The following is a 19,476-nucleotide window of genomic DNA, read 5'->3' on the forward strand; positions in this document are numbered from 1 at the left end:
TCCCCTTCAGTGGCGGAAATGGCGGTGACCGGTGAACACCATGGCGAGACCGGCCTCGTCGGCGGCGCGGATGACCTCGTCGTCGCGCATGGAGCCGCCGGGCTGGATCACGGCCGTCGCTCCGGCTTCCGCGGCCGCGAGGAGACCGTCCGCGAAGGGGAAGAAGGCGTCGGAGGCGACCACCGCGCCCCGGGCGAGGCTCTCGGGCAGCCCCGTATTCCGGGCGGCCTCGGCCGCCTTCCAGGCTGCGATGCGGGAGGAATCGACGCGGCTCATCTGGCCCGCCCCGATCCCGACGGTCGCGCCGTCTCGGGCATAGACGATCGCGTTCGACTTCACGTGCTTGGCGACCCGGAAGGCGAAGCGGAGGTCCCGCAGCTCCTCGTCGGTCGGGCCTCGCCTCGTCACGACCTTGAGGTCCATGTCGTCGACGACCGCATTGTCGCGCGCCTGGGCCAGAAAGCCGCCCGAGACCGTACGGACGACGAGGCCCGGCGCGCGCGGGTCGGGCAGGCCGTCCGCGAGCAGGAGCCGGAGGTTCTTCTTCGCGGCTACGATCGCGACCGCCTCCTCGGACGCGTCGGGCGCGATGATCACCTCCGTGAATATCTCCACGATCTTCCGCGCGGCCTCCGCATCGAGCGGCCGGTTCAGGGCGACGATGCCGCCGAAGGCCGAGACCGGGTCGCAGCGGAGCGCCTTCTCGTAGGCCTCAAGGAGCGTCCCGCCCTCGGCGACGCCGCATGGATTGGCGTGCTTGATGATGGCGACCGCCGCCGTGCGGGCCGGGTCGAACTCCGCCACGCATTCGAAGGCGGCATCGGTGTCGTTGACGTTGTTGTAGGAGAGCTGCTTGCCCTGGACCTGACGCGCTGTCGCGACCCCCGGCCGGCGCTCCGGCCCGCGGTAGAAGGCGGCGCTCTGGTGCGGGTTCTCCCCGTAGCGCATGGCCTCGGCCAGCATACCCCCGATGGCCCGGTAGTCCGGGGCCGCTTCGGCGATCTCGCCGGCGAGCCAGTTGGAGATCGCGGCATCGTAGGTGGCCGTCCGGGCATAGGCCTTCTGCGCCAGCCGCTTCCGCAACGTGAGGGTCACGGCGCCGTCATGCGCCGCGAGCTCGCCCAGGACCGCATCGTAATCCGCCGCATCCACCACGACCGCGACATCGGCATGGTTCTTCGCCGCGGCCCGGATCATGGCGGGGCCGCCGATGTCGATGTTCTCCACGCATTCGTCGTAGCCCTTGCCGGCCGCGACGGTCGCCTCGAACGGGTAGAGGTTCACGACGAGCAGATCGATGCTCGGAATGCCATGCGCGAGCATGGCGGCCTGGTGCTCGGGATTGGACCTGATCGCGAGGAGACCGCCGTGAACCGCCGGGTGGAGCGTCTTCACCCGTCCGTCCATCATCTCCGGAAAGCCCGTGAGCTCGGACACCTCCTGGACGCGAAGCCCGGCCCCGACAAGGGCTGCGTGCGTTCCCCCTGTCGAGACGAGCTCGACGCCGCGCTGCGCCAAAGCCTGCGCGAAGGGCACGAGCCCCGATTTGTCGGAGACGGACAGGAGGGCGCGGGTGACGCGCCGAAGCTCGGTGGGCATACTCAACTCTGGTCGGGTTCTGGGCCCGGCCGTCCGGCCGGTGCCTCGGGTTCCTCTAGGGTCGCCTCCTCGGGCGGAGCGGCGGCCTGACGCCCCTCTAGCACACGTTCGAAGCTCCAGCGGGCGGAGAGCGGCGCATCTGGCGGCGGCGGATTGAGGCGCACCACGATCTGCCGCGTCGGCCTGCGGCCCTGGGGACCGCCGAAATAGATGCTGTCCTCGAGCGCGGCCGGCGCGTTCTCGCTCCGGAACCGCCAGACCTCGCCGCTTCTGCCGAGCTTCAGCGCGACGGCGTTCGGAGAGGCCTCGCGCGCGGCCTGCACGTCCGGATGGAGGTGGAACCGCAGCACCGGCCCGGGCGCGCGCTCGCGGGGGCGCCCCGCACCGAGAAGGCGGTCGACCCCTTCCAGCCTGGCGCCGTCCGGAGCGAGGCTCCAGCGCCGCTCATGCGCGATCCCGAAGCGCGCCTCGTAGCCGTCGTGCCGCGCCGAGACCACCACCCAGCCGTCGGCATCGATGCCGCGCTCGACCCGGACCTCACCGGGGCCGGCGACGAGCACCGGCCCGAGCCGGCGTTCCACGAAGCGGGCGATCTCGCCCCGCGCGTCCTCGAGAAGGAGGCCCGACGACACCTCGCCCAGCGCGAGCGTGGAATGCGCCGCGGTCCGGCGCGCGGCCGTCCGGGCGGGTCCGGGCGCGAGCGGCGCGCCGACATTGACGACGAGCGGCGCCCCGCCCGCCGTCATCTCGAAGGACAGGCAGCCGGCATGGGCCGCTCCCGCCGAATCGAGCGGCGGGGCCCGCCCGGTATCGGCGATGAGGACCGTCCCGCCCGACTCCAGCCGGGCATAGCCGGACTGCTCCGCGTAGCTCGGCGGGCTTCCCCGGACGCTGTCGTAGGACAGGAGCGTCGCGATCTGGTCGACCGCGGTCGGCCCCATCCCGTTGAACAGCGCGAGCTCCCGCCCGCCGCCCCGGAGATAGCGCAGCATCGGCATCATGCGGTCGATGGCGCGCCCGAGCGCCTCCGGCGCCTCGATCGCCCGGCTGGCATAGAGGAGGCGCAGCGGCAGCAGGTCGAGCAGGAGCTCGATCAGCACGCCCGGATGGCGGCTGACATGGCCTCCGTCCGGCAGGATCTGCGCGTCGAGCTCCGCCCCGAGCAGACGGGTGGCGCGCCTCAGCCGGTTCTCCAGCCCGCTGCAGCAGAGCGCCGCATAGGAGAGCGCGATCGCGGCGGCGAGCCGGTCGAGCGGGATACGGGCGCCGACGGCCTCCGCCTCGAGGAGCGCGACGCCGCGTCCGATCGCCCGCAGGAAGGCGTTGTAGAAGGCCGGATCGGCCCCGTTCAGGACGAGCGGCGACTGGCACAGGAAGGAGATGGTCCGCCGGGCCACGACGCGCGGCTCGCGTCCCACCCCGGCCGCCAATTCCCGCCGACGCGGCCCGACGGCTTCGCCGACGAGGGCGCGCGCGTTCTCGCGGGACAGCTGGGAATCGGCGGCCCGCAGGTGCCTGAGCCAGGAGAAGCCGTAGAGGGCGCGCGCCCAGTCGCGCGTCGGCGGCTCGATCTCGAAGGGCGAACGGCCGCGCGTCTCGACCTCGCGCCCGGCGAAGGTGAACAGGCCGGAATAGATGTCCTGCGCGATGGTCGGGTCGCTGGTGCGGAGATCCTGGGGCGCGAAGAGCAGCCGCTCGGGGCGCGGCACGCGCCAGCTCGGGCCGCGCGCATGCCGGCGCAGCCAGAGGATCGGCACGCGGCCGGCCTCTGCTAGTGCCAGCCTGTAGAGCCGCCAGCGGTCGGCCGCCCAGCCCAAACGCTATTCCCGCCTGATCGGACCCGCGCGGAGGAAAGGCCCGGGTGAGTTGAGCGCGGCCTCCGGCGCCGCCCTCTCCCCATGGCGCATCAGGCCGGCTTGCGCGAGACCCGGCACGCGAAAAAGCCGTCCAATCCCCGGCGGAAAGCCTCCGGCAGGCCGGCGGCGTCGGGCAGCGTGCGGAGGTCGCCCTCGTCCGTGACGACGGCCTGGCCCAGGCCGGTCTCGCCCGGCGCGACGGGGATGCGCTCGAATTCGGGGTGGCGGCGGAGGAAGGCGGCGGCCTGCTGCTCGCCCTCCTCGGGTTCGAGCGAGCATACGCAATAGACGAGCCGCCCGCCCGGGCGGACGAGCGTTGCCGCGTGGTCGAGGAGGCGGCGCTGCAGGTCGGCGAGGCTGGCGAGATCGCCTTCCTGCTTGGTCCAGGCGGCGTCGGGATGGCGGCGGAGGGTTCCGGTCGCCGTGCAGGGCGCATCCAGCAGCACGGCGTCGAAGGGCTCGGCCCGGAAGGCCAGGGCGTCGGTGCAGACCACCTCCGCCCCGAGCCGGAGACGGTCGAGATTCTGCCGCAGCCGGCCGAGCCGCGCGGCGGAGCGGTCCACGGCGGTCACCACGGCGCCCGCGGCCGCGAGCTGCGCCGTCTTGCCGCCGGGCGCGGCGCAGAGATCCGCGACCCGCTCGCCCGGCCCCGCTCCCAGAAGCCGGGCCGGGAGCGCCGCCGCGGCATCCTGCACCCACCATGCGCCCTCGGCATAGCCCGGCAGGTCCGGGATGGCGGTCCGGTCCGCGAGGCGGATGCTGCCGGAGGGCAGGAGCGCGCCGCCGAGCCGCTCGGCCCAGCCCGCGGCATCCTCCTTCGCGCTGAGGTCGACCGGCGCGCCGTCGCGATGCGCCGCCGCCATGGCGGCGGCGCGCTCCGGCCCGTAGGTCCCGGTCCAGCGCTCGGCCAGCCAGACCGGAGCGTCCTCGAGCGGCGAGATCTCCTCGGCCAGGATGGCCTCGCGCTCGCGCGCCACCCGGCGCAGGACGGCATTCGCCACCCCCGTGAGGTGCCGGAGCTTCGGGTCGCTGCGGGCCAGCTCGACCGTGAGGTCGACCGCGGCGTGATCCGGCACGTTCAGGAACAGGATCTGCGCCGCTCCGGTCGCCAGCAGCGCGAAGGCGCGCTCGTCCGCGGAGAGGCCCTTCGCCAGCCGCTCGTTCAGCACGCGTCCCAGGGTCCCGAGCCGGCGGAAGGTCGTCACCGCGACCGCGCGCGCGAGCGGGTCGGCGCCAGGGCTCCGGGCCAGGATCTCGTCAAGCCCGGTGCGGCTGCGCAGAACCTCGGCGACGGCCGCCAGGGCCAGCCGCCGCGCTCCGAACCCGGCCGGCTCGGCCGCGGCGGGAGGTCCTTCCTCGCTCCGGCCCGAACGCCGGGCCCGCGTCACCGCCACGTGCCCGGCCAGCCGGTCGCGCCCAGGGAGCGGCGAACGGCCGGCCCGAAGCCCGGGCGGGCCGCGCCGCCGAAGCCGGACCGGGCGAGCTCATGCAGGGCCGCGATGCGGTTCTCGGTTGCCGGATGGGTCGAGAAGAGGCTGTCCAGCCCGCCGCTCCGCAACGGGTTGACGATGAAGAGCGGCGCCGTCGCGGGATGTCGCTCCGCCTCGACATTCACGTAGCGCTGGGCGCCGGCCTCGATCCGGGCCAGCGCCGAGGCGAGCCAGAGCGGGTTGCCGCAGATCTCGGCGCCCAGCCTGTCGGCCTCGTATTCGCGCGACCGGCTGATCGCGAACTGGATGATCATGGCTGCGATGGGAGCGAGAAGGGCCGTCGCGATCGCCACGATCGGATTCATCCGCTCGGCCTCGCGCCCGCCGAAGATGAAGCCGAACTGCGCCAATGTCGAGATCGCGCCCGCGATCGTGGCCGAGACGGTCATGAGCAGCGTGTCGCGGTTGCGGATATGCGCGAGTTCGTGCGCGATCACGCCGGCCAGCTCCTGGCGGTTGAGCGTATCGAGCAGGCCGGTCGAGACCGCGACGGCCGAGTTCGCCGGGTTGCGCCCCGTCGCGAAGGCGTTCGGCTGCGCGCTCTCGATGATGTAGACTCGGGGCATCGGCAGCCCGGCGCGCGCTGCGAGCTCCCCGACCAGCCCAACGAGATCGGGCGCGGTGCGCGCATCGACCTCGACCGCGCCATGCGCCGCAAGCGCGAGCTGGTCCGAGTTCCAATAGGCGAAGAGGTTCGTCACGGCCGCGAACCCCAACGCGATCAACATCCCGGTCGTGCCGCCGAGCGCGTAGCCGACCACGCCGAAGAGAGCCGTGAGCCCGGCGAGCAGGACCGCGGTCTTGACGGTGTTCATGCCATCCTCCAACTCGACGTCATGACTGACGTCCTCGCCGGGAATGTGGGAATTCAGGGCGGCCTGCGGCAAGATGCGCCACCGGGCGCGGCCCCTGGCAAGCCGCTGAGCGAGGCCGCGAGGCGGGCGCTCGCCGAAGCGGCCGAGCGGCGCGCCGCTGTCGACCGGCGGGCGGCGGAGATCGCGAAAAGTCCCGAGCGGAACGGTCGCGGCGGGCTGGAGCCCGTGCGCTACGACGACTGGGAGATCGGCGGCCGCGCGGTCGATTTCTGAGGCCGGCGGCGCCGATTGCGGGAGGCCGGGACGCCGCCTAAAGCTGCAGCAAAGCTTGAGGGGAGGGGCAGGTGTCCGCCTACGACCGCGATCTCGACCGCAATCCGGCGAACCACCAGCCGCTCACGCCGCTGCAGTTCCTCGAACGCGCCGCGGGGGCCTTCCCGGACCGCACGGCCGTCATCCACGGCGGGCTGCGCCGCTCCTATGCCGAGTTCTACGCTCGCACCCGCCGCCTCGCCTCGGCCCTTGCGAAGCGCGGCATCGGGCGCGGCGATACGGTCGCGGCGGTCCTCGCCAACACCCCGGCTATGCTCGAATGCCATTACGGCGTGCCGATGTGCGGGGCGGTGCTCAACACCCTGAACACCCGTCTGGACGCGGCCACCATCGCCTTCTCGCTCGACCACGGCGAGGCCAAGGTCCTCATCACGGACCGCGAATTCTCACCCGTCGTGCAGGCAGCGCTCGCCCGGGCGAGCGTGAAGCCGCTCGTCATCGACTACGACGATCCCGAGTTCGACGGCCCCGGCGAGCGCCTCGGCGCCATCGAGTACGAGAGCTTCCTGGCGGAGGGCGACCCGGATTTCGCCTGGCTGCCGCCGGACGACGAATGGGACGCGATCGCGCTGAACTACACCTCGGGGACCACGGGCGACCCCAAGGGCGTCGTCTACCATCACCGCGGCGCCTATCTCACGGCCATCGGCAACATCCTGTCCGCCAGCATGGGCCGGCACCCGGTCTATCTCTGGACGCTGCCGATGTTCCACTGCAACGGCTGGTGCTTCCCCTGGACGATCTCCGTGCTCGCGGGCACGCATGTCTGTCTGCGCTGGGTGCGGGCGAAGGCGATGTTCGACGCCATCGCGGAACACGGCGTCACGCATCTCTGCGGCGCGCCGATCGTCATGTCGACGCTGCTCAACGCCCCCGCCGCGGAGAGGCGGGAACTGCCGCACCGGGTCGAGTTCATCACGGCCGCGGCTCCGCCGCCCGAGGCGGTGCTCGCCGCGATGGCGGAGGCCGGGTTCAACGTGACCCATGTCTACGGCCTGACCGAGACCTACGGGCCTGCCGTCGTGAACGAGTGGCACGGCGAGTGGGACGACCTGCCTGCCACCGAGCGCGCGGCGCTCAAGTCCCGCCAAGGCATCCGCTACGTCCCGCTCGACGCCCTCGACGTCCTGGACCCGGAGACGATGCGGCCCGTCCCGGCGGACGGCGCGACGCTCGGCGAGGTCATGTTCCGCGGCAACGTGGTGATGAAGGGCTATCTCAAGAACCCGAAGGCGAGCGCGGCCGCCTTCGCGGGCGGCTGGTTCCACTCGGGCGACCTCGGCGTGAAGCACCCGGACGGCTACATCCAGCTCAAGGACCGCTCGAAGGACATCATCATCTCGGGCGGGGAGAACATCTCGTCCATCGAGGTCGAGGAGGCGCTCTACAAGCATCCCGCCGTCCAGGCCGCCGCCGTCGTCGCGAAGCCGGACGAGAAATGGGGCGAGACGCCCGTCGCCTTCGTCGAGCTGAAGCCGTCCGAGATGGTCTCGGCCGAGGAGATCGTCGCCTGGTGCCGGGCCAATCTCGCCCATTACAAGGCGCCCAGGCACGTCGTCTTCACGGAGCTGCCCAAGACCTCGACGGGCAAGATCCAGAAGTTCCGCCTGCGCGAGATGGCGCGCGCGGTCTGAGGCCGGACCGGGAACCGCCGCCTCGCAAGAGGCGGCGGCGGGGATCGTCAGGCTGTCTCGGCGTGCCTCAATGGGCCGTCCGCTTCAGGCGGTAGATCTCGTCCTTAAGCTGCAGTTTCCGTCGCTTCAGCTCCGCAAGCCGCGTCGTGTCGGCGGAGGGACGTGCGGCGGCATCGTGGATCTCACGCTCGAGCGCCTCGTGCTTCCTCTCGAGCTCGGACAGATGGTTCTGCAGCGGCATTTAGTTCTCCTCGCCTAGTGCCAGTGCCCCCAGATCTCGTCGTTGATTCGTGGCCAAGCTGTGGCATCCAGCCGCAGATTGACGGGCCATCAGCCTTGCTGAGATGGCCATGCGAAAGCATAGTCGCAACCGCCTTCGGGCGCTAGGACTGCGACGCTCGGGAGCCGCGATGGTGCTGGAACAGGACGATGATCCCGTGGCCGCGATGCAGGCCGAGCTGTCGCGGCTGAAGCAGGAACACCGGGATCTCGATTCGGCCATCGATGCGCTGGAGAACATGGTCGGCGGCGACCAGCTGCAGGTGCAGCGTCTCAAGAAACGGAAGCTGATCCTGAAGGATCGCATCTCCTTCCTGGAGGACCAGCTCACGCCCGACATCATCGCCTGAGGATTTCGGCGGCGCGCGCCGCCTTCCGCTCGCGCTTGCGGCGGTACATGGCGGCGTCCGCGCGGGCGAGCGCCGCCTCGGGCTCGTCCTCCGGCCGGATGGCGGCCGCCCCGATCGAGGCCTCCACGGTCAGGTCCGGCTCCGGCAGCGGGGTTCCGGCCAGGACCGCCTCCAGCGCCTCCGCCTTCTGCCGCGCGAGCGCCTCGTCGACCCGCCAGAGCAGGACGGCGAACTCGTCGCCGCCGAGCCGACCGATGACGTCGGAGGCGCGCAGATTGGCCTTCAGGCAGGCCGCGACGTGCTTCAGCGCGCGGTCCCCGACCTCGTGGCCATGGGTGTCGTTGATCGGCTTGAACCGGTCGAGGTCGACGAAGAGGAGGCCGGCCGGCATCTTGTAGCGCCGGACGAACGAGACGGCGCGGGCGAGGTCGCGCATGAAGCCGCGCCGGTTGAGCAGGCCGGTCAGCGGATCCTCGACGGAAGCCGCCGCGAGCGCCTCCTTCTCCGCCTCGACCTTGCGGAGTTCGCAGGCGAGCCGCCGGATCTCGGCGCGCAGGCGCCGAATCTCCTCCGACGGCTCGCGAGCTCTCCTGGCCGGCTGCCTCATGTCGGGAGGTTAAGGCTAGGGCCCTTAAGCCTTTCTCAGCCGCTTGCCCCGAATTGTGCGCTCCTCTAATCGGCCCTCTCCGGGCCGGGGCGCGCCCGGCGGACGGAGCCGGGCATGAGTGCGGGTGCGCCACCCGTCGCGATCATCATGGGCAGCCAGTCGGACTGGGCGACGATGCGGCACGCGGCCGAGACGCTCGACGCGCTCGGGGTGCCGCACGACGACCGGATCGTCTCCGCCCACCGCACGCCGGACCGGCTCTTCGCCTTCGCCAAGGGCGCGCGCGATGCCGGGTTCAAGGTCATCATCGCGGGCGCGGGCGGTGCGGCCCATCTTCCCGGCATGGCGGCGGCCATGACGACTCTGCCCGTCCTCGGCGTGCCGGTCGAATCGAAGGCGCTCTCCGGCCAGGACAGCCTGCTCTCCATCGTCCAGATGCCGGCCGGCGTACCCGTCGGCACGCTCGCGATCGGCCGCGCGGGAGCCGTGAACGCGGCCCTGCTCGCGGCGTCCATCCTGGCCCTGGAGGACAGGGCGCTCTCCGAGCGGCTCGACGCCTGGCGGCGCGCCCGCACGGAGGAGGTCGCCGAGCGGCCCCGCGACGATGCCTGACCGGCTCGCGCCCGGCGCCACGATCGGGATTCTGGGCGGCGGCCAGCTCGGCCGCATGCTGGCGCTCGCCGCCGCCAATCTCGGGCTGAAGTCGCATATTTTCTGCCCCGATCCGCATTCGCCGGCCTTCGACGTCGCGGCCGCGCGCACGGTCGCCGAATACGACGACGAGACGGCCCTGCGCGCATTCGCGGAGGCCGTGGACGTCGTCACCTACGAGTTCGAGAACGTGCCGGCCCGCACGGCCGAGGTCGTCGCCGCTTCGCGCCCGCTCCATCCGGGCGCCCGGGCGCTCGCGACCGCACAGGACCGCCTGGCGGAGAAGACCTTCGCGGCGGAGCTCGGCATCCCGACGGCTCCGTTCCGGGCGGTGGCGAGCGAAGCCGAGCTCGCGCGGGCTCTGGGCGAGCTCGGCGCGCCCGCCATCCTGAAGACGCGCCGCTTCGGCTACGACGGCAAGGGCCAGGTGAGGATCGAGCCGGGCATGGCGGCCGGTGAGGCCTGGGCGCATCTCGGCGGCGCCCCCGCCATCCTGGAGGGCTTCGTGGCCTTCTCGCGCGAGATCTCGATCGTCGCCGCGCGCGGCCGCGACGGCGCCTTCGCGGCCTACGAGCCGTGCTGGAACGAGCACCGGAACGGCATCCTGGACGTGACGCGGCTTCCGGCCGGGCTGCCGTCCGCGGCAGAGCGGGCCGCGGTCGACGCCGCGCAGGCCATAGCCGAGGCGCTCGATTACGTGGGCGTCATCGCGGTCGAGATGTTCGTGGTCGGGGAGGGCGAGCGGGCGTCGGTCGCCGTGAACGAGATCGCGCCGCGCGTCCACAATTCCGGCCATTGGACGATCGAGGGCGCCGAGACCTCGCAGTTCGAGCAGCATGTCCGGGCGATCTGCGGCTGGCCGCTGGGATCGACCGCGCGCCGGGGCCGGATCGAGATGCGCAACCTGATCGGAGCCGAGATCGAGGCCTGGTCCGAGATCCTCGCACAGCCGGGCGCGCACCTGCACCATTACGGCAAGGCGAAGGCCCGGCCGGGCCGCAAGATGGGCCATGTCACCGTGGTGGCGCCGGAGGGGACTTAGCGCGCGATTTCGGCGGCTGCGCTTCTGGACAGGCCGCGGCGATTCTGCTATCGGGACGCCCTTCGGCGGAGGCCTGCGCGTTCCGCGCCCTTTGCCGTTTCCGAAATTCGCGCTGGTCGCCGGCGACAGAGGCTTTCGAGGAGCACGCGTGCAGGTTCTCGTTCGGGACAACAACGTCGATCAGGCGCTTCGCGCCCTGAAGAAGAAGATGCAGCGCGAGGGCATCTTCCGCGAGATGAAGCTCCGTGGCCATTACGAGAAGCCTTCGGAGAAGAGGGCACGCGAGAAGGCCGAGGCCGTGCGCCGCGCCCGCAAGCTCATTCGCAAGCGCATGCAGCGCGAGGGCCTGCTGCCGTCCAAGCCGAAGGCTCCGCCGCGCGGCGGCGCGCGTCCGGGCCGTCCGGGCGAGGCTCGCCCGCTGGCTCCGCGTCCGGTCGCTGCGGCCCCTGCGGTCTGACCTTTTTCAGGTTTTCCTAACCACGAGCCGACACCTTCCGGCCGGCGGACGGGAGTTCAAGCTTATGGTTGCCTCGGGACGGGGATTCGGGATCGTGGGCGCTGCGGCGCTGGCTGCGGCGCTCGCGGGATGCAACACCGTCGGGCAGGGCGCGCGCGGCCCGCAGGTCGCGGTGGTCGAGGAGGACAAGGGGACGGCCTCGATCAACATCGAGTCGCTCTCCGACGTCGTCCGGCGCAACCCGAACGACGCGAGCGCCCTGAACACGCGGGGCGCCGCGCTCGCGCGGGTCGGCCGCTACGGCGATGCGATCGCCGATTTCAACAAGGCGCTCCAGATCGATCCGGGCAACGCGCCGGCCTACACGAATCGCGGGCTCGCGCATCGCCAGACCGGCCGCAACGACGCCGCCTATGCCGATTTCACCAAGGCGATCCAGGCGGACCCGAACTACGGCCCGGCCTATATCGGCCGCGCGAACCTTCTGCGCGCGCAGGGCAATTACGATGCGGCCCTGGCCGATCTCAGCCAGGCGATCCGCCTGATGCCGGAATCGGCCGAGGTGCTCCATGCGCGCGGCCTCGTCTATCAGAAGATGGAGCGGCACCGCGAGGCGATCATCGATTTCGACGCCGCCATCGACCGCAACGCCTATGTGGCGGCGCCCTACGAGGCACGCGGCCAGAGCCTGATCGCGACGCGCCAGTACGACAAGGCGGTCGAGGACTTCAACGCCGCCCTCAACGTCAACAACAAGGACGCGAGCGCCTGGGCGTGGCGCGGCCTCGCGCTCGAGCGGGCCGGCAAGCGCCAGGAGGCGATGGAGAGCTACACGCGCGCCACCTCCATCGATCCGGGTAACAGCATCGCCAAGCAGGGCCTCGGCCGTCTCCAGGGCGGGATCGCCTCGCTCAATCCCTTCCGATAGCGGGGCCGGGCCCGGCCTTCGCCTCGACCGGAAGCTTCGCCTCGATCTCGGCCAGGAAGCTGCGGACGGCGTCGATCCCGCCGCTCTCCAGGATGGTTTCGTGCCCGACGCCGGGGAGGCGCAGGTAGCGCTTCGGCTCGTTGGCGGCCGCATGGAGCAGCTCCGACAGCGCGATCGGGATCACGGCGTCAGCCTCGCCGTGCATGACGAGGAGCGGCACCTTGATGTCGCCGATCCGGTCGATCGAGCGGAACTGGTCACGCATGAGGAGCGCGACGGGCAGATACCAGAACATCCCCCTGGCAATGTCGGCCGTGGACGTATAGGGCGCGTCCAGGATCACGCCCCCGACCTCGCGCTCCGTCGCGAGCCGCACGGCGACGCCGGTCCCGAGCGATTCGCCATAGAGCACGATGCGCTGCGGCGCGTATGAGCTCAGCCAGTCGCGCGCGGCCCTGGCGTCCTCGCGCAGGCCCTCCTCGGAGGGGGCGCCGGTCGAGCCCGAATAGCCGCGATAGCTCACGATCAGGATGCCGCGGCCGTCCTGCGTGAGCAGCCGGACCCGGTCCCGCCGGTTCAGCAGGCTCCCGCCATTGCCGTGGAAGTAGAGGACGAGTGCCCGCCCGGGTTCAGGCGGCTTCCACCAGCCCACGAGCCGCTCGCCGTCGCGGGTCACGATCACGACGTCCTGCACGTCGGGAAGCCCGGCCTGCGCGGCCGGGACCCGGAGGCCGGAGGCCGGAAACAGCAGCCGGCGCTGCTGCGTGTAGATCAGGGCCAGGACCGCCACATAGGCAAGGATGCCGAAGGCGACCGTCCAGGCGAGGATGCGGAGAAGGCCGGATCCGGCGCTGTCCATGTGGCTGCGTGCGCTGTCTGCCGAGACTTCAGGAACAATGTGGCCCGGCCGCGATTGTTCGGGCCGTCTCCCCGAACAGAACGATCGAGCCCGGGTATGAAGCTCTTCAAGTGCCCGCATTGCGGGCAGCTGCTCTACTTCGAGAACGTGAAGTGCGAGCGCTGCGGTCACCGCCTGGGCTACATCCCCGAGGCGGGATACCTGACCGCGCTGGAACCGCAGGACGACGGAACCTGGCGCTCGCTCCGCCCGGACGGAGCGCGCTACAGGTTCTGCTCCAATGCCGAATACGACGTCTGCAACTGGCTGGTCCCGGCCGAAAGCCCGGACACGCTGTGCCGCGCCTGCCGGCACAACCGCACCGTCCCGAATCTTGGCCGCCCGGGCGCGCAGCTCGCCTGGCGCAAGATCGAGGAGGCCAAGCACCGGCTGTTCTACCAGCTCCTCCGGCTGGGCCTGCCGACGCCCGCGGAGGGCGAGGCGAAGGAGCCGCTCATCTTCGACTTCCTGGCCGACCCCCCCACACCGGACGGTCCCAGGGTCCTCACCGGCCATGACGACGGCCTGATCACGATCGCGCTGGCCGAGGCGGACGATGCCGAGCGCGAGCGGCGCCGGGCCGCAATGGGCGAGCCCTACCGCACCCTGCTCGGCCATTTCCGGCACGAGGTCGGGCACTTCTATTGGGATCTCCTGGTCCGCGACGGCGGACGGCTCGCCGAATGCCGCGCCGTCTTCGGGAACGACGAGGAGGATTACGGCGAGGCGCTCAAGCGCCACTACGAGGAGGGCGTGCCCGAGAACTGGCGGGAGAGCTACATCTCGGCCTATGCCACGACCCATGCCTGGGAGGATTTCGCCGAGACCTGGGCGCATTACCTCCACATCATCGACTGCCTGGAGATGGCGCGCGCCTTCGGGATCAGCGTGCAGGCGCGCGCGGACGATACGGGGCTGATCGCGGCCGATGCGGATGTGGACGTCTACGGGCCGGGAGATTTCGCGCCGATCGTGCAGACCTGGTTGCCCATCGCCTTCGCGCTGAACAGCGTGAACCGCTGCATGGGCCAGACTGACCTCTACCCGTTCGTGCTCTCGCCGCCTGTCGTGCGGAAGCTCGGCTTCATCCACTGGCTGGTCCACGACCACCGCAGCCGCACCAGCGGTTGACTCAGTCAAGTAATCCGATCAGCTTCGCTCCTCCACGCGGAGGGTGCGATGCCGGAACCGGACGACGAGGCGGTCGTGGCCGTCCGAGCCTTCACGCGCTTCTATACGCGGCAGACCGAGCTCCTGAACGAGGGGCTGCTCGACAGCGGCTTCTCCCTCGCGGAGGCGCGCGTGCTCTACGAGCTCGCCAATCGGGACGAGGTTTCGGCCGGCGATCTCGTACGGGATCTCGGCATGGATGCCGGATATCTGAGCCGTATCCTGAAGCGGTTCGAATCGGCCGGTCTTCTCTCGCGCTCCGCTGCGCCCGAGGACGGCAGGCGCGCCCGGCTGAGCCTCACGGAGGCGGGGCGTGCCGCCTTCGCGCCGCTCGACCGCGCATCGCGCGAGCAGGTCCGCAGGCTCATCGGCCCGCTCGCGCCGGCGGAGCGCATGCGGCTCGTGCGCAGGATGGGCGAGATCGAGACGTTGCTCGGCGGCGGGGACGGGGAGGGAGAGCCGCCCTTCCGCCTGCGCGGACACCGGCCGGGCGACATGGGCTGGATCACGCACCGGCAGGCCGTGCTCTATGCCCGTGAATACGGCTGGGACGAGACCTTCGAGGCGCTGGTCGCCGAGATCACGGCCGCCTTCATCCGCAACTTCGACCCGGCGCGCGAGCGGTGCTGGATCGCGCAGCGGCGCGGCGAGGTTCTTGGCTCGGTGTTCTGCGTGCGGGAGAGCGACACGGTCGCGAAGCTCCGGCTCCTCTATGTCGAGCCGGAGGCGCGCGGCCTCGGCCTCGGCCGCCGCCTCGTCGAGGAATGCATCGGCTTCGCGCGTCACGCGGGCTACCGCACCCTGACACTCTGGACGAATGACATCCTTCTCGCAGCCCGCAGGATCTATGTCGGGGCCGGTTTCAGGCTGGTCGCCGAGGAGCGCCACCATTCCTTCGGGCACGACCTCGTCGGGCAGTACTGGGAGCTGGCGCTATGAGGGCGAGGGACGGAACTCAGCCACGCGGCCGAGTATCTGTTTAAGCGCCTGAACATCGTCCAGATCCGCACGCGAGCTGAAGTCTCCGTGAGCGAGGGCATTTCGCTTCCGGAGAAGGTCCCGCAGGGACACCACGAGGTCTCCTTCGACGATGCCGAGGGACGTGAGCCACTCGACGATCTGCCACGAAGTCATAGGCTCGCGAGCCGCAGATGCGGCATCTTCTATTTTGCGACGGGTCGCTGCTTCGAGGAGAGACCAGCCGAGTAGGAAGGCTGCGGACAGATTGCCGGCCTGCTCGAGCCTGTCGATCTCCTCCTGAACCTCCATCAACTCGGCGTCGGAAGCCGAGCGGATCTCGGCGGGCCTGAGCGTCCATCCTCTTTCGCGAACGAAGTTCTCCGTGAACACGACCTCCAACGTCCAGTTCGGATGACCGTTGAGCCGGCGCGACACCTCGGCGATGCGCTGGTCGGGCCGGCCTGTCCTCTGGCGCTTGAGCTCTATCAGAACGCCTTCTCCGTCCTTCAACGCGAGGGCGTCGGGCCTGTAGCCTTGCAGAAAGTCGGGCACGAACTCCGTCGGCGGCTCCACCATGAACTGAAAGCCCCGCTCCCGATACTTCGCGCCGAGGACTTCCATGATCTCTCGCTCTTGGGAAGCAGACGGCGTAGTCATGGCAGTTCCTGATGATCGATTCCGGCATCCACCCGAACGAGCACGAAAGCGTCGTTCCACAGAAGCGCGTCCGCAAGCTCCGGAGGTGGGTTTTTCATGGCCACTAGAGCCGTAAGATCTGACTTCCGGATAACGATCTCATCGATCTGTCGGTCGTCAACCCAGATCAGACCATTCAGAGCGTCCAGTATGGGCTTTGCGATATTGTCCGCGTCCAGGGCGGAAGGACCCTGAGAGAAATAGATGATGGTGACGCGAAGCTGGGTCGTCCAGGCCCATGATCCCGGTGGGAGCTTAGCCAGGGCGGCCACCCGGACACTGTCTCGCCACCTTGCTCGCGATCGGGCCGAGGCTTGCACCGATGCAGGAATTCCCCGCACTGCGAACGTCAGAGGTAAGTCTGGCTCGAGCTGTGGCACGGCTCGGCAGCTCAGGGGTAAAAGTAGGCCTCCAATCGAGACCTCGCCTCAGTGGGCGAGGCTCTTGTTGATCTCGTCCACCATCTTCTTCGCGTCGCCGAAGAGCATCATGGTGTTGTCGTTGAAGAAGAGCGGGTTCTCGACGCCGGCATAGCCCGAGCCCATGCCGCGCTTGATGAAGAGCACCGTCTTCGCCTTCTCGACGTCCAGGATGGGCATGCCGAAGATCGGCGAGGAGGGGTCGGTCTTGGCCGACGGGTTGGTGACGTCGTTCGCGCCGATCACGAAGGCGACGTCCGCCTGCGGGAACTCGCCGTTGATGTCCTCGAGCTCGAACACCTCGTCATAGGGGACGTTCGCTTCCGCGAGCAGCACGTTCATGTGGCCAGGCATGCGGCCCGCGACCGGGTGGATGGCGTATTTGACCTCGACGCCCTCCTTCTTGAGGTTGTCGGCCATCTCGCGCAGCGCATGCTGCGCCTGGGCGACCGCCATGCCGTAGCCCGGCACGATGATCACCTTGGCGGCGTTCTTCATGATGAAGGCCGCATCGTCCGCCGAGCCCTGCTTGACCGGCCGGGTCTCGGCCGCGCCGGCAGCCGGGCCCGCCGTCTCGCCGCCGAACCCGCCGAGGATGACCGAGATGAAGCTGCGGTTCATCCCCTTGCACATGATGTAGGACAGGATCGCGCCCGACGAGCCGACCAGGGCCCCCGTGATGATCAGAGCCATGTTGTGCAGGGTGAAGCCGATGCCGGCCGCGGCCCAGCCCGAATAGGAGTTGAGCATCGACACGACGACAGGCATGTCCGCGCCGCCGATCGGGATGATGAGCGTCACGCCGAGCACGAACGAGACGAGCACGATCAGCCAGAAGGCGAGGTGGCTCTCCGTCCGGATCAGCACCACGACGAGGACCAGCAGCAGGACGGCGAGCCCGATATTCAGGGCGTGCCGCTGCGGCAGGATGATGGGCTTGCCCGACATGCGCCCGTCGAGCTTCAGGAAGGCGATCACCGAGCCCGTGAAGGTCAGGGCGCCGATCGCCACTCCCAGCGCCATCTCGAAGAGCGAGGCGCCGTAGATCCGCCCCGAGACCGGGTTGACGATGCCGAAGGCCTGCGGCGCGTAGAGCGCACCGGCCGCGACCAGCACCGCCGCGAGACCGACGAGCGAGTGGAAGGCCGCCACGAGCTGCGGCATCGCGGTCATCGGGACGCGCTTGGCGACGACCGCGCCGATGCCGCCGCCGATGCCGAGCGCGAGGATCACGAGGATCCAGGCGACCGCGCCGGAAGGCGGATGGCCGGCGAGGGTCGTCACGACCGCGATCCCCATGCCGACCATGCCGAACAGGTTGCCCTGCCGTGACGTGGTCGGGTGGGAGAGGCCCCGCAGCGCCAGGACGAAGAGGACGCCGGAGACGAGGTAGAGAAGGGCGGAGAGGTTCGGCGACATGGGGAACCTCAGCCCTTCTTGCGGTACATGGCGAGCATCCGCTGGGTGACCAGGAAGCCGCCGAAGATGTTGATGGAGGCGAGGATCACGGCAATGAAGCCGAAGATCCGCGCCCAGGTCGTGCCCGATCCCAGCATCGGGGCCGCGGCCACGCCGACGGAGAGCAGGCCGCCGACCACGATCACGGAGGAGATCGCGTTCGTCACCGACATGAGCGGCGTGTGCAGCGCCGGCGTCACGGACCAGACGACGTAGTAGCCGACGAAGACCGCGAGCACGAAGACGGCCAGCTCGAACACGACCGGGTCGACATGGCCGCCGGTGGCGGCGCTTGCGGCGGCGGAGAGGGAGCGGATCTGGTCGAGATAGCCCTGCGTTGCCTCGGCCGCCTGCCGGGCGGCGGCCGCGGAGGCGCGGGCGCTCTCGAGGGCCTGTTGGTCGGTCACAGCCATGTCGGGACCTCCGGAAAAATCGCGGGTCCCTTCTCCCCTTGCGGGAGAAGGTGTCGGCACGAAGCGACGACGGATGAGGGGGTGGTCGGGTGCGTACCCCTCATCCGGCCCTCGCTGACGCGAGGGCCGCCTTCTCCCGCAAGGGGAGAAGGGGCGCGAGCTGGAGGGGTCGCCTGCACGATGGTTCTACAGCGTCACGGCGTCTTCTCGGGACGGCGCTTCGGCTCCAGCCGGGGCGGTCGCGACCGCCGGCTGCGAGGCCGTCTGCTGGGCGGCGGTGCCGAACAGCGGATGCACGATCTGCCCGTCGCGGGTCAGCAGCGTCGCCTTCACGAGCTCGTCGTCCCAGTTCACGGCAAGGCTCTTCGACGCCTTGTCGACCAGCGTCTCGACGAAGGCGTAGAGGTTGCGCGCATAGAGGCTCGAGGCCGTCGCGGCGAGCCGGCCGACATTCGAGTAGCCGACGATCTTCACGCCGTTGGCGGTCGTGACGAGCTCGTCCGCCTTGGCGCCGTCGACGTTGCCGCCGCGCTCGACCGCGAGATCGACGAGCACCGAGCCGGGTTTCATCGAGGCGATCATCTCGCCGGAGACGAGCTTCGGCGCGGGCCGGCCCGGGATGAGGGCCGTCGTGATGACGATGTCCTGCTTGGCGATATGGGAGGCGACGAGCTCGGCCTGCTTACGGCGGTACTCGGCCGACATCTCCTTGGCGTAACCGCCGGCCGTCTCGGCCTGGCGGAACTCCTCGTCCTCGACAGCGATGAACTTGGCGCCGAGCGACTCGACCTGCTCCTTGGCGGCCGGCCGGACGTCGGTCGCGGTCACGACCGCGCCGAGGCGGCGCGCGGTCGCGATCGCCTGCAGGCCGGCCACTCCCGCGCCCATGACGAAGATGCGCGCAGCCGGGACGGTCCCGGCCGCGGTCATCATCATGGGGAGCGCGCGGCCGTATTCGGCGGCGGCGTCGATCACGGCCCGGTAGCCGGCGAGGTTCGCCTGGCTGGACAGCACGTCCATCACCTGGGCGCGGGTGATGCGCGGCATCAGCTCCATCGCGAAGGCGGCGACGCGGGCCTCGGCCGCGGCCCGGAGCGCCGCCTCGTTGCCGTGCGGGTCCATGATCGCGATGACGAGCGCGCCCGGCTTGCAGGCGGCGAGCTCCGCCGGGCTCGGACGGCGGACCTTCAGGACGATGTCGGCCTCGCGCGCCGCGGACGCCGCGTCGGGCGCGATGCCGGCACCCGCCGCCTCGAACTCGGCATCCGGGACGCCGGCCGCGGTGCCGGCACCGGCCTGGACGACGACGCTCGCCCCGAGGCCGAGATATTTCTTCACCGTCTCGGGCACCGCCGCAACGCGCGTCTCCGACGGCGCGTCGGACAGGACAGCGATCCGCATTTCCGTCCCCTTCGTCTTTG

The 19,476-nt window shown here is 70.4% G+C and carries 21 protein-coding genes; 9 read left to right on the top strand and 12 right to left on the bottom strand.

The annotated features are described in order from the left end of the window. Nucleotides 1-6: 6 nt before the first annotated feature. The 4 genes from purH to htpX all read right to left on the bottom strand — a co-directional run bounded on the left by purH (nt 7) and on the right by htpX (nt 5,760). Nucleotides 7-1,599 (bottom strand): bifunctional phosphoribosylaminoimidazolecarboxamide formyltransferase/IMP cyclohydrolase, encoded by a 1,593-nt coding sequence (purH, locus tag HJG44_RS01795; RefSeq protein WP_171216624.1) that lies wholly within the window; start codon nt 1,597-1,599, stop codon nt 7-9. A gap of 2 nt (nt 1,600-1,601) precedes the next feature. Beyond that, entirely contained in the window at nt 1,602-3,416 is a 1,815-nt protein-coding gene (locus tag HJG44_RS01800; protein ID WP_171216625.1) for a heparinase II/III family protein, read from the bottom strand. A gap of 89 nt (nt 3,417-3,505) precedes the next feature. Then, nucleotides 3,506-4,843: a transcription antitermination factor NusB gene (locus HJG44_RS01805; protein WP_171217256.1), complete on the bottom strand. Its 1,338-nt coding sequence runs from the start codon at nt 4,841-4,843 to the stop codon at nt 3,506-3,508. Then, nucleotides 4,840-5,760, bottom strand: coding sequence for a zinc metalloprotease HtpX (gene htpX, locus HJG44_RS01810; protein WP_171216626.1), 921 nt, complete (start codon nt 5,758-5,760; stop codon nt 4,840-4,842). Before htpX ends, HJG44_RS01805 begins: the two co-directional genes overlap by 4 nt. Before the next feature lie 21 nt (nt 5,761-5,781). Here htpX and HJG44_RS01815 point away from each other — a divergent pair, with 21 nt between their 5' ends. Next, nucleotides 5,782-6,033 carry a DUF1674 domain-containing protein gene (locus HJG44_RS01815; protein WP_171216627.1) on the top strand — a complete coding sequence of 84 codons (252 nt, stop codon included), beginning with the start codon at nt 5,782-5,784 and terminating at the stop codon, nt 6,031-6,033. A 71-nt stretch (nt 6,034-6,104) separates the two neighbouring features. Further along, entirely contained in the window at nt 6,105-7,727 is a 1,623-nt protein-coding gene (locus HJG44_RS01820; protein ID WP_171216628.1) for an AMP-binding protein, read from the top strand. A gap of 67 nt (nt 7,728-7,794) precedes the next feature. Here the strand turns inward: HJG44_RS01820 and HJG44_RS01825 are convergent, their stop codons facing one another. Beyond that, nucleotides 7,795-7,968, bottom strand: a complete 174-nt coding sequence (locus tag HJG44_RS01825; protein WP_171216629.1) for a YdcH family protein — start codon at nt 7,966-7,968, stop codon at nt 7,795-7,797. A gap of 169 nt (nt 7,969-8,137) precedes the next feature. On the opposite strand from HJG44_RS01825, the gene HJG44_RS01830 reads away from it, so the two are divergent. Beyond that, a complete protein-coding gene (locus HJG44_RS01830; protein WP_171217257.1) occupies nt 8,138-8,356 on the top strand; it encodes a YdcH family protein in 219 nt (72 codons plus the stop codon). Here HJG44_RS01830 and HJG44_RS01835 read toward each other — a convergent pair. After that, the gene (locus HJG44_RS01835; RefSeq protein WP_171216630.1) at nt 8,346-8,963 is read right to left on the bottom strand and encodes a GGDEF domain-containing protein; all 618 of its coding nucleotides are present in this window, start codon (nt 8,961-8,963) and stop codon (nt 8,346-8,348) included. The genes HJG44_RS01830 and HJG44_RS01835 overlap by 11 nt on opposite strands. A 114-nt stretch (nt 8,964-9,077) precedes the next feature. Here HJG44_RS01835 and purE point away from each other — a divergent pair, with 114 nt between their 5' ends. The 4 genes from purE (at nt 9,078) to HJG44_RS01855 (ending at nt 12,041) form a co-directional block, all read left to right on the top strand. Continuing rightward, nucleotides 9,078-9,575 carry a 5-(carboxyamino)imidazole ribonucleotide mutase gene (gene purE, locus HJG44_RS01840; RefSeq protein WP_171216631.1) on the top strand — a complete coding sequence of 166 codons (498 nt, stop codon included), beginning with the start codon at nt 9,078-9,080 and terminating at the stop codon, nt 9,573-9,575. Beyond that, nucleotides 9,568-10,656, top strand: a complete 1,089-nt coding sequence (locus tag HJG44_RS01845; RefSeq protein WP_171216632.1) for a 5-(carboxyamino)imidazole ribonucleotide synthase — start codon at nt 9,568-9,570, stop codon at nt 10,654-10,656. The genes purE and HJG44_RS01845 overlap by 8 nt, the downstream gene beginning before the upstream one ends. Before the next feature lie 148 nt (nt 10,657-10,804). Beyond that, on the top strand, nt 10,805-11,113 hold the full coding sequence (rpsU, locus tag HJG44_RS01850) for a 30S ribosomal protein S21 (RefSeq protein WP_171216633.1): 309 nt from the start codon (nt 10,805-10,807) through the stop codon (nt 11,111-11,113). 64 nt (nt 11,114-11,177) lie between these two features. After that, on the top strand, nt 11,178-12,041 hold the full coding sequence (locus HJG44_RS01855) for a tetratricopeptide repeat protein (protein WP_171216634.1): 864 nt from the start codon (nt 11,178-11,180) through the stop codon (nt 12,039-12,041). On the opposite strand, the gene HJG44_RS01860 is transcribed toward HJG44_RS01855, so the two are convergent. After that, nucleotides 12,025-12,900: an alpha/beta hydrolase gene (locus HJG44_RS01860; RefSeq protein WP_174873159.1), complete on the bottom strand. Its 876-nt coding sequence runs from the start codon at nt 12,898-12,900 to the stop codon at nt 12,025-12,027. The two genes, HJG44_RS01855 and HJG44_RS01860, sit on opposite strands and share 17 nt — an antisense overlap. 96 nt (nt 12,901-12,996) lie before the next feature. Here HJG44_RS01860 and HJG44_RS01865 point away from each other — a divergent pair, with 96 nt between their 5' ends. Together HJG44_RS01865 and HJG44_RS01870 are read left to right on the top strand one after the other, a co-directional pair. Then, nucleotides 12,997-14,070 carry a zinc-binding metallopeptidase family protein gene (locus tag HJG44_RS01865; RefSeq protein WP_171216635.1) on the top strand — a complete coding sequence of 358 codons (1,074 nt, stop codon included), beginning with the start codon at nt 12,997-12,999 and terminating at the stop codon, nt 14,068-14,070. Nucleotides 14,071-14,118: 48 nt separating this feature from the next. Further along, nucleotides 14,119-15,048: a bifunctional helix-turn-helix transcriptional regulator/GNAT family N-acetyltransferase gene (locus tag HJG44_RS01870; RefSeq protein ID WP_171216636.1), complete on the top strand. Its 930-nt coding sequence runs from the start codon at nt 14,119-14,121 to the stop codon at nt 15,046-15,048. Here HJG44_RS01870 and HJG44_RS01875 read toward each other — a convergent pair. The 5 genes from HJG44_RS01875 to HJG44_RS01895 all read right to left on the bottom strand — a co-directional run bounded on the left by HJG44_RS01875 (nt 15,043) and on the right by HJG44_RS01895 (nt 19,456). Beyond that, nucleotides 15,043-15,726 carry a hypothetical protein gene (locus tag HJG44_RS01875; RefSeq protein WP_281411460.1) on the bottom strand — a complete coding sequence of 228 codons (684 nt, stop codon included), beginning with the start codon at nt 15,724-15,726 and terminating at the stop codon, nt 15,043-15,045. The two genes, HJG44_RS01870 and HJG44_RS01875, sit on opposite strands and share 6 nt — an antisense overlap. Further along, a complete protein-coding gene (locus tag HJG44_RS01880) occupies nt 15,723-16,037 on the bottom strand; it encodes a RusA family crossover junction endodeoxyribonuclease (protein WP_171216638.1) in 315 nt (104 codons plus the stop codon). The genes HJG44_RS01875 and HJG44_RS01880 overlap by 4 nt, the downstream gene beginning before the upstream one ends. A 156-nt stretch (nt 16,038-16,193) precedes the next feature. Further along, complete coding sequence (locus HJG44_RS01885) at nt 16,194-17,603, bottom strand: NAD(P)(+) transhydrogenase (Re/Si-specific) subunit beta (RefSeq protein WP_171216639.1); 1,410 nt, start codon at nt 17,601-17,603, stop codon at nt 16,194-16,196. 8 nt (nt 17,604-17,611) lie between these two features. After that, nucleotides 17,612-18,055, bottom strand: a complete 444-nt coding sequence (locus HJG44_RS01890; RefSeq protein ID WP_171216640.1) for a proton-translocating transhydrogenase family protein — start codon at nt 18,053-18,055, stop codon at nt 17,612-17,614. A gap of 186 nt (nt 18,056-18,241) precedes the next feature. Next, nucleotides 18,242-19,456, bottom strand: coding sequence for a Re/Si-specific NAD(P)(+) transhydrogenase subunit alpha (locus HJG44_RS01895; protein ID WP_171216641.1), 1,215 nt, complete (start codon nt 19,454-19,456; stop codon nt 18,242-18,244). Nucleotides 19,457-19,476: the final 20 nt, after the last annotated feature.

This window comes from Enterovirga aerilata (genome assembly GCF_013044135.1).
Lineage (GTDB): Bacteria > Pseudomonadota > Alphaproteobacteria > Rhizobiales > Beijerinckiaceae > Enterovirga > Enterovirga aerilata.

Excerpts from the sequence above, each read along its gene's own strand:
- purH (WP_171216624.1), bottom strand. The coding sequence starts at position 1,599 with ATGCCCACCGAGCTTCGGCGCGTCACCCGCGCCCTCCTGTCCGTCTCC.
- htpX (WP_171216626.1), bottom strand. The coding sequence starts at position 5,760 with ATGAACACCGTCAAGACCGCGGTCCTGCTCGCCGGGCTCACGGCTCTC.
- HJG44_RS01815 (WP_171216627.1), top strand. The coding sequence starts at position 5,782 with ATGACTGACGTCCTCGCCGGGAATGTGGGAATTCAGGGCGGCCTGCGG.
- HJG44_RS01825 (WP_171216629.1), bottom strand. The coding sequence starts at position 7,968 with ATGCCGCTGCAGAACCATCTGTCCGAGCTCGAGAGGAAGCACGAGGCG.
- HJG44_RS01830 (WP_171217257.1), top strand. The coding sequence starts at position 8,138 with ATGGTGCTGGAACAGGACGATGATCCCGTGGCCGCGATGCAGGCCGAG.
- HJG44_RS01835 (WP_171216630.1), bottom strand. The coding sequence starts at position 8,963 with ATGAGGCAGCCGGCCAGGAGAGCTCGCGAGCCGTCGGAGGAGATTCGG.
- purE (WP_171216631.1), top strand. The coding sequence starts at position 9,078 with ATGAGTGCGGGTGCGCCACCCGTCGCGATCATCATGGGCAGCCAGTCG.
- HJG44_RS01845 (WP_171216632.1), top strand. The coding sequence starts at position 9,568 with ATGCCTGACCGGCTCGCGCCCGGCGCCACGATCGGGATTCTGGGCGGC.
- HJG44_RS01855 (WP_171216634.1), top strand. The coding sequence starts at position 11,178 with ATGGTTGCCTCGGGACGGGGATTCGGGATCGTGGGCGCTGCGGCGCTG.
- HJG44_RS01860 (WP_174873159.1), bottom strand. The coding sequence starts at position 12,900 with ATGGACAGCGCCGGATCCGGCCTTCTCCGCATCCTCGCCTGGACGGTC.
- HJG44_RS01865 (WP_171216635.1), top strand. The coding sequence starts at position 12,997 with ATGAAGCTCTTCAAGTGCCCGCATTGCGGGCAGCTGCTCTACTTCGAG.
- HJG44_RS01870 (WP_171216636.1), top strand. The coding sequence starts at position 14,119 with ATGCCGGAACCGGACGACGAGGCGGTCGTGGCCGTCCGAGCCTTCACG.
- HJG44_RS01875 (WP_281411460.1), bottom strand. The coding sequence starts at position 15,726 with ATGACTACGCCGTCTGCTTCCCAAGAGCGAGAGATCATGGAAGTCCTC.
- HJG44_RS01885 (WP_171216639.1), bottom strand. The coding sequence starts at position 17,603 with ATGTCGCCGAACCTCTCCGCCCTTCTCTACCTCGTCTCCGGCGTCCTC.
- HJG44_RS01890 (WP_171216640.1), bottom strand. The coding sequence starts at position 18,055 with ATGGCTGTGACCGACCAACAGGCCCTCGAGAGCGCCCGCGCCTCCGCG.
- HJG44_RS01895 (WP_171216641.1), bottom strand. The coding sequence starts at position 19,456 with ATGCGGATCGCTGTCCTGTCCGACGCGCCGTCGGAGACGCGCGTTGCG.